Origin of the sequence: Sphingopyxis sp. LC363 (assembly GCF_000756385.1) — a bacterium.
Taxonomy (GTDB): Bacteria; Pseudomonadota; Alphaproteobacteria; order Sphingomonadales; family Sphingomonadaceae; genus Sphingopyxis.
Window position 1 is genome coordinate 1 of the sequence record NZ_JNFC01000050.1, and the last position, 11,220, is coordinate 11,220.

An 11,220-nucleotide genomic window follows, 5' to 3' on the forward strand; every position below is an offset into this window, starting at 1 on the left:
CTCCCCTTCAGGGGAGGGGTTGGGGGTGGGGTCTATCGGCCTTGCGCAAGGCCGATAGACCCCACCCCACTACGACTAGGCAGCAAGCTGCCAAGTCTGCGTTGCCCCTCCCCTGAAGGGGAGGGGCTAAATTGCCGCAACGTCCGCTCTCCACCCCAAAGCGGTCGCAGCGAACGCCCGTCCTCAAAAAATCCCCGCGGCAATCCCCTCTGCGAGCGCAGCGCCCATGTCGCGCGCTTCGGCAAGGCGGTCCGGTGCGATGATCTTCGGCGCCAGGATGGCTTCGGGCGTCTGCGCCGCCGTATTGACGATCACCGGCTCGGCGACGCGTTTCAGCCGCCAGCCGGTGGCGATGCGGTCGAGCTGGCGCTGGGCATTTTCGCCGTCCGACCCCGCGCAAATGATCGTCGCATAGGGACGGCCCTCGAGCTTCCCCAGACAGGGATAATAGCAGCGATCGAACATCTCCTTCATCGCGCCGGACAGCGCGGCGAGATTTTCGGGGCCGACGAAGAGGTAACCGCCCGCAGCCTGCAGAAGCTGGGGCGTGACGTCGTCCGCCGCGACGAGCTGCGCTGCCGTAGCGGCGGCTTCGGCCGCGGCTTCGGCAAGCGCCTTGCTGCCGCCGGTACGGCTGTGCCAGACGATGAGGAGGTGCGGCGTGCCGGTCATGCGGCGATGCTTGCCAAGCCGAAGGGCGCGGCGCAAGCTGCCCCGAAATATGGGGGAGAGAGACGATGCGCCGATGGACCGCCCTGCTGCTTGTCGCGGGCCTGCCCTTTACCGTTGCCGCACAGGACCCGTCGAGCGAAGCGACCCGCGCCGCGCAGGCTGAGCTGGCAAAGCGTCTGCCGCTCGATGATCCGCGCGACGCGGCCAACGCGACGCGCGGCAAGATCGCCGAGATTCCGGACGGGCTGATCCAGACCGCCGACGGCAGGACCGTGTGGGACCGGCGGCCCTATGTCTTCCTCGATACCCGGGAGGCGCCCGATACGGTCAATCCGTCGCTCTGGCGGCAGGCGCGGCTCAACGCCGTGCACGGATTGTTCGAAGTGGTGCCGGACAAGATCTGGCAGGTCCGCGGCTACGATATTTCGGTGATGACGATCATCCGCGGCAAGGCCGGCTGGATCGTCGTCGACCCGCTCTTGTCCGAAGAAGCGGCGGCAGCCGGATGGAAGCTGTTCGCCGATACGGTCGAAGCCAAATCGGGCAAGCGGCCGATCAAGGCGGTGATTTTTTCGCACAGTCATAGCGACCATTTCGGCGGTGTCGGCGGGATCGTGACGCCCGAACGCGTCAAGGCGGAGAATATCCGCATCATCGCGCCGCACGGCTTTTCGGAGGAAGCGACGTCGGAGAATGTCCTTGCGGGCGGCGCGATGGGACGGCGCGCGCTCTATATGTTCGGCGCGACCCTCGCACCCGGCCCGACGGGCCAGGTCGACACGGGGCTGGGCCCGAAGCTGTCGTCGGGGACGATCGGCTATATGGAACCGACCGAGACGGTCGGCGAACAGGGCGGCACGCTGACGATCGACGGTTTGGCCTTCGAATTCCTCGACGCGGGCGGCACCGAGGCGCCGTCGGAGTTCACCTTCTACATCCCCGCCTATAAGGCGCTGCACACGACCGAAGTCGTGACCCACAATCTCCACAATATCCTGACCCTGCGCGGTGCGCAGGTGCGCGATGCGCTCCGCTGGTCGAAGGTGATCGACGCGATGTTGCTGAAATGGGGCGGCAAGGCCGAGGTCGCGATGGCGTCGCACCATTGGCCGACGTGGGGCGCGGGCGAAGTGTCGGCGCTGCTCGCGAACCAGCGCGACGCCTATCGTTATGTCCACGACCGCACGCTCTTCTTCGCGAACCGCGGCGCGACGCTGCACGAACTCGCAGACCAAACCCCCGAGGCGCCGGCGCAGGTGGCCGATTTTTCGACGCGCGGCTATTATGGCACGCTCAACCACGACATGAAGGCGACGTACCAGCGCTATTTCGGTTGGTGGGATGGCAATCCGGCGAACTTCAATCCGCTGCCGCCCGAGCAATCGGCGCCCAAATATGTCGCGCTCGCGGGCGGGGCCGACAAGCTGCTTGCGGCGGGACGGGCGGCGCTGAAGGCGGGCGATTATCGCTGGGCGGCCGAACTTTTGAACAAGCTCGTCTTCGCCGAGCCCGGCAACAAGGAAGCGCGCGCGGCGCTGGCGTCAGCCTATGACCAGATGGGCTATCAGGCCGAATCTGGGGCGTGGCGGAATTATTATCTCGCCGGAGCCGCTAGCCTGCGCGGAAACGCGGTCGAGGCGGCGACGAGCAATGGGCAGAGCCGCAGCTTCGTCAGCGCGATCCCGACCGTGGTCTTTTTCGATGCGCTCGCGACGCGCTTCGACGCCGCGAAAGGAAATGCGCTCAGGGGGGTTTTCCAGTTCATCCTGCCCGACAGCAAGGAAAGCGTCGCCGTCGTCGTTGGCGGCGGGGTCGAATTTCCGCGCTATGGCGTGACCGACCCGGCCCCCACCGCGACGATCACGATAGACCGCAAGATCCTCGACGAAGCGATGATGGCGCGCGCGCAATTCCCCGCGCTGATCCAGTCGGGTGCGATCCGCATCGACGGCGATCGGCAAGCCTTTCTGTCGTGGTTCGCGCTCCACCCGCCCGCCGACCCGCGCTTCAATGTGGTTGTGCCATAGTCATATAAGACGCTAACGGAGGAGCATGACCGACACGCCCGCCGCGCATCCGACCGATCCCTTCGACGCCGAGGCGTTGAACGCCGCCGAGGGGCTGCACCCGGTCGATCCGGCCTACGCGAAAGTGCTGCGTATCGCGACCGCGCTCAACCTGATCCCGCTGGCGATCGGTGCCAGCGTTTTCGACGCGCTGCTGATCCGCCATATCGAGGGGCCGTACGGGCTGATCACCGCGCTGGCCTGGCTGATCGCGATCGTCATCATCGTCAGTTTCCCGTCGCGCCGCGTGTCGCGGTGGGGCTACAAGATCGGCGAGGGGCACTTGCGCGTCGCGCGCGGCTGGCTGTTCCGCACCGATACGATCGTGCCCTTCGTGCGCGTCCAGCATATCGACGTCGGGCAGGGGCCGATCGAACGCTGGTTCGGTCTGTCGCATCTGATTGTCCACACTTCTGGCACGCACAACAGCACGGTGACGTTGCCGGGACTGCCCAGCGACCTCGCGGCGGCGATGCGCGAGACGATCCGCCGCCATATCCAGACCGACTTCGCATGACCGGCGCCGCCGCCCTCGCCGCGCCGGACGACGAGTCGCGCTGGCAGCGGCTGCACCCCGCGACGTTGGCGCTCGCGGTCGTCGCGCTCGGGCCGAAATCGCTCAACTTCCTGCCCGCGGTGGCTGCGCTCGGTTTTACGGGCAACTGGATCTGGATCGTGCCGGCGATCGGTGCGTTCCTGCTGATCTCGCTGCTCGCCGCCTGGTTTCAGTGGCTGCGTTTCCGCTTCCTCGTCGGCGACGATGAGGTGGTGATTGAAAGCGGCGTCTTTGCGCGCCAGCACCGCACGATCCCCTTCGACCGCATTCAGGACGTCAGCATCGAACAGGGGCTGGTCGCGCGCGCGTTCGGGATCGCCAAAGTCGGGTTCGAGACCGGCGCGGGCGGCAAGGAAAATGACGCGAGCCTCAACGCGATCGCGCTCGACGCTGCGCAGGCGCTGCGCACGACGATCCGCGCGCACCGCAGCGGCGAGGCGGCGACGGTCGTCGCGGCGGGCGCCCCCGATACGGCGCCCGCGCCCGAAGACCGGCTGCTCTTCGCAATGAGTCCGGGGCGGCTGCTGACCGCGGGGCTGTTCAACTTCTCGCTCGCCGCGCTGGCCGTGGTCGGCGCCGCGATGCAGTTTTTCGACGGCCTGCTGCCGTTCGATTTCAATATCTTCAATCCGGTGGACTGGATCGACATCGCCGAAAGCTATGGCCTCGATCAGTGGCTGCTCGCGCATCGCTGGGTCGCCGGGATCGGCGCGGCGCTGTCGCTGCTGCTGATCGGTTTCGTAAGCGGGATCGCGATGATGGTCTTCGCCAACTGGGATTTCCGCCTGACGCGCGAGCCGCGCGCGCTGCGCCGGACCCGCGGGCTGACGACGCGCACCGACGTCGCGGTGCCGGTCAAGCGCGTGCAGGCGGCGATCCTTGTCACCGGCTGGTTTCGCCGGCGTTTCGGCTGGCACGAGCTTCGTCTGCAAAGCCTTGCGAGCGATGGCGAGAAGGAGCGCGACCATCAGGTCGTCCCCTTCGGCAAGCTGGCCGAAATCGACCCGGTGCTGGACGAGATCGCGATCGCGCGGCCGGGCGCGGATGCGACATGGCAGCGCAGCCATCGCATCGTCGCGCTCGGCGGCTTGATCGGCGCGGTCGGCGCCGCGACGGGCGGCTTGATCGCGGTGTCGTTCGGCCAGCCGCTCGGCTGGCTCGGTCCGGTCGCCGGGCTCCTGATCGGCGCGGGATCGCTGTTCGGCGCGCGCTTCCACCGCTGGACCGACCTTGGCGAGCAAGTGGCGATCCGGCGCGGAATATGGAAGCCCAAGACGACCCTGCTGCCGCACGCGTCGGTGCAGAGCATCGACCTCAAGAGCGATTTTATCCTGCGCCCGCTGGGCCTCGCGACTTTGGTGTTCGGCGTGCCGGGCGGCAGCTCGCTCGTCAGCCATGAAATTCCGGCGATCCCGGCCGCCACGGCGCAGGCGCTGCGCACCCGCATTCTGGTCGCGAGGGCGCGGCGATGAGTGATGCGGCGCTTGGAATCACGCGCTCGATCGCCGGCCAACCGTGGCACTGGCGGCGGGCGAGCGCCGACATGGCCAGCGAAAATCTCGCGCCCGACGATCTCGTCACGCAATTGTTGCTCGCGCGCGGCGTCGCGCGCGACGATCTCGACCGGCAGCGGACGCCGACGCTGCGCGGCTTCATGCCCGATCCCTCACTGTTCCGTGACATGGACGCCGCCGCCGCGCGGCTCGCCGACGCGGTCGAGAAGGGCGAGGCCGTCACGATCTTTGGCGATTACGACGTCGACGGCGCAACCTCGGCGGCGCTGCTCGTGCGGCTGCTGCGCGGGTTCGGCCTTCCCGTCGGCGCCTATATCCCCGACCGGTTGATGGAAGGCTATGGCCCGTCGGGCGCCGCGCTCGTCAAAATCGGTGAGGCGGGATCGAAGCTCGTCGTCACGGTCGATTGCGGCGCGCAGGCGTTCGATGCGATCGCCGAGGCCAAGGCGGCGGGGGTCGAAGTGATCGTCGTCGACCATCACCAGTGCGCGACGACGCTGCCCGTGGCGCTCGCGCTCGTGAACCCCAACCGGCTTGACGAGGAAGCCGATGCCGCGATCCACGGCAATCTCGCCGCGGTCGGGGTCGCCTTCCTGCTCGGCGCTGCGTTGCTCCGCACGCTTCGCGCACGCGGCTTTTTCGCGGGCCGCGACGAACCCGCGCTGATCGAATTGCTCGACCTCGTCGCGCTCGGGACCGTCGCCGACGTCGCGCACCTCACCGGCTTCAACCGCGCGCTTGTGACGCAGGGGCTGAAGGTGATGGCGCGGCGCGGCAACACGGGACTTGCGGCGCTGATGGACGCCGCGCGGCTCACCAAGCCGCCGAGCGCGAGCGACATGGGCTTTGCGCTCGGCCCGCGGATCAATGCCGGCGGGCGCGTCGGCAAGTCCGACCTCGGCGTGCGGCTGCTCACGACGAGCGACCCGCAGGAGGCGGCGGAGATCGCTGCCGAGCTCAACCGGCTGAACGAAGAACGCCGCGCGATCGAGGCGGCGGTGCTCGAACAGGCGTTGGAGGCAAGCATCGCCTGCGGCAATGCACCGGTCGCGATCGTCGCGGGCGAGGGCTGGCATCCAGGCGTGATCGGTATCGTCGCCGGGCGCCTGAAGGAGAGATTGCACCGTCCCGCGATCGTGATCGCGGTCGATGCGGACGGGACCGGCAAGGGGTCGGGGCGCTCGATTTCGGGCGTCGATCTTGGCGCCGCGATCCTCGCCGCGAAGGAAACGGGCCTGCTCGTCGCGGGCGGTGGTCACGCGATGGCGGCGGGGCTGACGGTCGAAAGGCACAAGGTCGATGCGCTCGGCGCGTTCCTCAATGACCGCCTCGCCGCCGACGTCGAGCGCGCGAGCGGCGACAAGGCGCTGCTGATCGACGCGGTGCTCGCGCCGCGCGGGATCAATCCGCTGTGGTGCGACGCGATCGAAAGCGCGGGTCCCTATGGCGCCGGCTGGCCCGCACCGCGCGTCGCGACCGGCCCGGTGCGAATCGTCGAATCGGGCATCGTCGGCACCGACCATGTCCGCCTGATCGTGTCGGGTGACGATGGCGCGCGCTTCAAGGCGATCGCCTTTAGGAGCGCCGAGACCGAGCTGGGACAGGCCTTGCTCCACGCGCGCGGGCGCAAATTATGGCTCGCGGGCCGCGCAAAACGGGACGATTGGGGCAGCCGCCCCGCCGCGGAATTGCATCTTGAGGATGCCGCTTGGGCGGACTAGGGGCGGGCCGCTCGGGTGCCGCGCAATATTTTTGCGCGGGGGCGGCGTCGCCATGCTTGACCGCGTCCAAACGCCCGTCTAAGGCGCCCGCTCACCGATCAGACGGCCCCTTCGTCTAGCGGTCTAGGACGTCGCCCTTTCACGGCGAAAACACGGGTTCGAGTCCCGTAGGGGTCACCATCGGTCACAGGAGCGGTCGGCTCCTTTCTCCAGCAAAATCTCCGACCCAAGGCCCCTTCGTCTAGCGGTCAGGACGCGGCCCTCTCACGGCTGAAACACGGGTTCGATTCCCGTAGGGGTCACCAAAATCCGGAACGCGGGGCGCGAAATTCGAAAACGCGCCGATATGGCGCCGCCGCCGATCCTTTCGCGCTGTCGGCCCGATCGTTCCGCGCGCAGCATCGCAGCGTGACCGAAAGCGGGGGCCATATCCATCTGATCCTGCCCGACCCTGTCGAACGGGCGGCCTGTTTCCGCACGCTTGCCACAGGTCATGCGCGGGTCGTTCGCAGCTTTGCGAGCGCCGACGCGTGGATCGAGGCCGAGGGCGACGATCTGTCCGGCGTGCTGCTTTTTCGCTGGCGCCAGCCGGGACGAACCGACGGCACGGCGCTGCTCGAACGGATCGCGGGGCGCCCCGCGATCTTCGCCTTCGTCGCTGCCGAGCGGCTCAGTATCGCCGAATCGCGCGCGATCCTGCGCGGCGGCGCGCAGGATCTGTTGCCCGCGCCGCTCGACCTCCGCCTCGTCCGGCGCACGATCGACGCGGCGCTTGCCGACTGGCACGCGGCGCAAGGCGCGCTCGCGCGGCACCGTGAGGCCGAAGCGAGGCTGGCGGCGCTGACCCCGCGCGAGCGCGACATTTTGGATGCGATCGCCGCCGGGCTCGGCAACAAGGCGATCGCGCGGCGGCTCGACCTCAGCCCGCGCACCGTCGAGGTGCACCGCGCGAATATCATGCGCCGCGCCGGAGCGGGCAATGTCGCCGAACTGTTGCGATTGCAGTTCACCGCCGAATATGCGCGCGCCGCGCCGGGCGATCGGGTCCGTTTCGGTGCATGATCGCACGGGAACCCGGCCAGGTGCCGCGCGGTGCGCCTATAAGGAAAATGAACGGTGTACCGCCCTTGAGTTGGTCCCCATTGGCGCTGCCGTTCATCCGCCCGGGGTCAACCCCACCTGACCCCGGGCAAACAACAGGGCCGGCAGGGACGTTCCTCTCTGCCGGCCCTATCGCTGTCCGGTAACCAGCCCTCGCTGATCGGCGCGCGCCATCGAGAGCAGGATGGGGTCCGACGCCTGCCGCGCCATGAAATCGGCCTTGCTTGTCATGCCCTGCCAGCCGACGCCGATCAGGGATTGCGCGATCGCGCCGCCGAGCGTGTCACCGGGGCCGGGCAGGATGATCGCGTCGGGCGCATATTCCTTGACCGCGACCTGCACCGACAGCGCGAAATCATAAGGCGCGAGAATCTGGTGGCTGAAAGTATAATCCCAGATCTCGGCCGGGTCGCTGGAGAAGCGGCGCCAGATATGGCCGCGGCCGTCGACCATCGGAATGTCGGGGCGGCCGAAAAGCGCAGCGGGCAGCTCGGCCCGGGCCTTGTCCGAACTGCCGAACATCAGCGGGGTGTGGAAGGGGCCGTGACCCGCGAGGCGTAACGGATCGCGCGCCGGGGTCGGCGGCGCTTCGGCGAGCAGCGCGGCAAGCCCCTCCTCATTGCCCGCGAGCACGAGCATGCCGGCGAGGTCGATCGACAGCGCGAGCGCGTGGTCCGGACGGGTGTCGATCGCCGCGGCAAGGTCCAGCAGCATTTCGCGCAGCCCGGGTACCGGACGCCAATCCTCGTCGACCACTTGCAGCAAAATCTGCCCGCCCGGACCGTGTGTCTGGCTGTTGAGGCCCATCGCGTTAGATATGCGAAAGCCGTCCTCGACCGAAACCGCGCCGCCGAGTGCGAGCGCGCTGTACCAGCCCATCGAATTGCCGAGAACCGCGACGATGTCATATTTGTCGCGGTCGATGCTCAGATAATCGAGCGCGGTCGCGGTGTAGATCAGCGGCGCCGCAACGTCGCCGCGCATATGCACCCCGACGCTGAAGCGGTCGGCGCCGTCGAGTTCGGTGACCGTCGGCTGACCGCGGTCGCGGCGCTGCGCATCGAAATCGGCGATCAGTTCGCCGAAGCGTGCACCGTGAAACCGCGCGATGCTTCCGAGTTCGCCCTTGCCATAGGTTCCGCGGCCGGAGGCGACGACGATCGCGGTCTTGCGCCCGCTCATGCGATCAGCTCCTTCGCGGCGGCATAGATCGAATCGCGGCTCGGCAGCGTCAGCGTCGCCGCCTTGCCGAGGGGGATGAAGCTGTCGTCGGCGGCGATCCGCGCGAGCTTCTTGTCTGGAGCCCGCTCGACGAAAGCCGCCATCAACGCTTCGCTCTGCGAACCGGTGATGCGGCATTCGTCGACGATCAGGATGCGCTGCGCATCGCCGACGGCCGCCACCAGCTTCGCGTCGTCGACCGGGCCGAGCCAGCGAAGGTCGATCACGCGCGCCTTGACCCCATCGTCGGCGAGCAATTTTTCGGCTTGCCGCGACAGATAATATCCATTGCCGTAAGTGACGATCGCGAGGTCGGTGCCGTCGCCGTGGACGCCGACGTCGCCGAGGCGGATCGGCGCACCTTCGCCCGGCGCCTCGTAGACGCTGGTCCACAGGCCGTCGCCCTCTTCGTGAAGGTCGCGCGTCATGTAGAGCGCGATCGGTTCGACGAAGACGATCACGCGCTGTTCTTCGCGCGCGAGCCGCGCGCATTCGCGGAGCATCGCCACGGCGTCGCGCCCGTTCGATGGCACAGCGAGGATGACGCCGGGAATGTCGCGGAAAACCGCGAGGCTGTTGTCGTTGTGGAAATGGCCGCCGAAGCCCTTTTGATAGCCGAGCCCCGCGATGCGGATGACCATCGGATTGCTATATTGCCCGTCGGAGAAAAAGCTGAGGGTCGCCGCCTCGCCGCGGATCTGGTCCTCGGCATTGTGGACATAGGCGAGGAACTGGATCTCAGGCATCGGAAGGAAACCATTGTGCGCCATGCCGATCGCGAGTCCGAGGATCGCCTGTTCGTCGAGCAGCGTGTTGACCACCCGCGCCGATCCGAAGCGCTGGTGGAGCTTCGCCGTGACGTTGTAGACGCCGCCCTTCGGCCCGACATCCTCACCCATTACGGCGATTTCCTTGTGCGCGAGCATCAGGTCGGCGAGCGCCCAGGAAAGGAGGCGCGCCATATGCTGCGGCTTGTCCATCTGCCCAGCGTCGCTGCCGAACATCGCCTTGCGGTCTTCGTCCGACGGGCTGTTGACCCGCGCCACGTCGCGCTTCGGCGGGATCAGGCTCGCCATGACGTGCGCGGACGTGGTGATCTTCGGACGCAGGATCGCCGCTTCGGCCTGCCGCGCGAGCGTCGCGCCGATCCCTTCATAGGCGTCGGCTATCTCGGCCGCGCTCATCCAGCCATGCTCCACCATCAGCGCAGCGCCCGCGAGCAGCGGGTCGCGCGCCTCGTCGGCCTCGATCAGCGCCTTGGGCAGATAGGCGCCCTGCACGTCCGATCCGGCGTGACCATAGAGGCGGACGGTGCCCATGTGGAGGAACACGGGCTTGCGCGTGCGCCGCGCATAATCGGCAGCTTCGATGGCACCGGCATAGGCCGAGACGAGGTCGGTACCGTCGCATTTGATGTAGTGGAGACCCGCGCGGTTGCGGAACTGCGCCTCGATCCAGCCGGTCGGCGTGCGTGTCGAAATGCCGATACCATTATCCTCGCACAGGAAGATCAACGGCATCGGCGAGCCTTGGAAGGCCGCCCAACCAGCGGTGTTGAACGCGCCCTGCGCGGTCGAATGGTTCGCCGAGGCATCGCCGAAGCTGGCGAGCACGACCGCGTCGTCGGGCAGCGGCAGCCCGGTCATGCCGAGGCGGCGCGCGATGCCGATCGAAAAGGCGGCGCCGACCGCCTTGGGCAAATGCGAGGCGATCGTCGAGGTTTGCGGCGGGATATTGAGCGGCTTCGACCCGATAACCTTGTGCCGCCCGCCCGAGATCGGATCCTCCGACGACGCGGCGAAGCTCAGCAGCATGTCCCATGTCGGCGTGCCGCCGGGAAGCTGGCGCGCGCGGTGGAGCTGGAAGGCGTTCGAGCGATAGTGGAGGAAGGCCATGTCGGTGACGCGCAGCGCCGCCGCGACCGCCGCATTGCCTTCGTGCCCCGACGAGCCGATCGTGTAGAAACCTTCGCCGCGCGCCTGCAGATGGCGCGAGAGCCGGTCCATCTGGCGGCTCGTCAGCTGCGACAGGAAAATGTCGGTGGCGTCGCCGCGCGACAGGCCGGCCGCGGCGGGGTCGGGTGCATCGGCGCGGCCGGGCAGTCTGCCGCTCGCCAGCGCACCAAGGAATTTTTCATGTACCGCCTGCGCCGCGTCCACCTGTCTCTCCTGTCGCGCGGCCGGTGGTTTCCATTGTAACGAACCGGCCGATTTTTCCGCGCGCTAGAACGGGGCAGTTCGGCGCGCAAGCATCTCTTGCCTTGCGGAGCACGCTCGCGCTACCAAGATCGGCAATGAGCGAGCGGGGCGAGATCATCTTTTCAACATGATATCCATGTGGATCGCCCAGACGTCGGCCGCCGCCGACAC

The 11,220-nt window shown here is 67.8% G+C and carries 8 protein-coding genes and 2 tRNA genes; 7 read left to right on the top strand and 3 right to left on the bottom strand.

The window, feature by feature from the left end; all coding sequences use genetic code 11:
* Nucleotides 1–183: 183 nt before the first annotated feature.
* Nucleotides 184–672, bottom strand: a complete 489-nt coding sequence (locus FG95_RS16450; RefSeq protein WP_037557283.1) for a flavodoxin family protein — start codon at nucleotides 670–672, stop codon at nucleotides 184–186.
* A gap of 65 nt (nucleotides 673–737) precedes the next feature.
* On the opposite strand from FG95_RS16450, the gene FG95_RS16455 reads away from it, so the two are divergent.
* The 7 genes from FG95_RS16455 to FG95_RS16485 all read left to right on the top strand — a co-directional run bounded on the left by FG95_RS16455 (nucleotide 738) and on the right by FG95_RS16485 (nucleotide 7,591).
* Nucleotides 738–2,699, top strand: a complete 1,962-nt coding sequence (locus FG95_RS16455) for an alkyl/aryl-sulfatase (RefSeq protein ID WP_037557285.1) — start codon at nucleotides 738–740, stop codon at nucleotides 2,697–2,699.
* A gap of 25 nt (nucleotides 2,700–2,724) precedes the next feature.
* Nucleotides 2,725–3,255, top strand: a complete 531-nt coding sequence (locus FG95_RS21155) for a PH domain-containing protein (RefSeq protein ID WP_037557288.1) — start codon at nucleotides 2,725–2,727, stop codon at nucleotides 3,253–3,255.
* Nucleotides 3,252–4,766, top strand: a complete 1,515-nt coding sequence (locus FG95_RS16465) for a PH domain-containing protein (RefSeq protein ID WP_037557290.1) — start codon at nucleotides 3,252–3,254, stop codon at nucleotides 4,764–4,766. The genes FG95_RS21155 and FG95_RS16465 overlap by 4 nt, the downstream gene beginning before the upstream one ends.
* Nucleotides 4,763–6,529: a single-stranded-DNA-specific exonuclease RecJ gene (gene recJ / locus FG95_RS16470; RefSeq protein ID WP_037557292.1), complete on the top strand. Its 1,767-nt coding sequence runs from the start codon at nucleotides 4,763–4,765 to the stop codon at nucleotides 6,527–6,529. Before FG95_RS16465 ends, recJ begins: the two co-directional genes overlap by 4 nt.
* Before the next feature lie 104 nt (nucleotides 6,530–6,633).
* Nucleotides 6,634–6,709 (top strand) — tRNA-Glu (locus FG95_RS16475).
* A 50-nt stretch (nucleotides 6,710–6,759) separates the two neighbouring features.
* Nucleotides 6,760–6,834 (top strand) — tRNA-Glu (locus FG95_RS16480).
* Nucleotides 6,835–6,937: 103 nt separating this feature from the next.
* Nucleotides 6,938–7,591 carry a response regulator transcription factor gene (locus tag FG95_RS16485; protein ID WP_037557298.1) on the top strand — a complete coding sequence of 218 codons (654 nt, stop codon included), beginning with the start codon at nucleotides 6,938–6,940 and terminating at the stop codon, nucleotides 7,589–7,591.
* 168 nt (nucleotides 7,592–7,759) lie between these two features.
* On the opposite strand, the gene FG95_RS16490 is transcribed toward FG95_RS16485, so the two are convergent.
* Both FG95_RS16490 and FG95_RS16495 read right to left on the bottom strand, forming a co-directional pair.
* Entirely contained in the window at nucleotides 7,760–8,812 is a 1,053-nt protein-coding gene (locus tag FG95_RS16490; RefSeq protein WP_037557293.1) for an ACP S-malonyltransferase, read from the bottom strand.
* Entirely contained in the window at nucleotides 8,809–11,010 is a 2,202-nt protein-coding gene (locus FG95_RS16495; RefSeq protein WP_037557295.1) for a dehydrogenase E1 component subunit alpha/beta, read from the bottom strand. Before FG95_RS16495 ends, FG95_RS16490 begins: the two co-directional genes overlap by 4 nt.
* Nucleotides 11,011–11,220 lie beyond the last annotated feature (210 nt).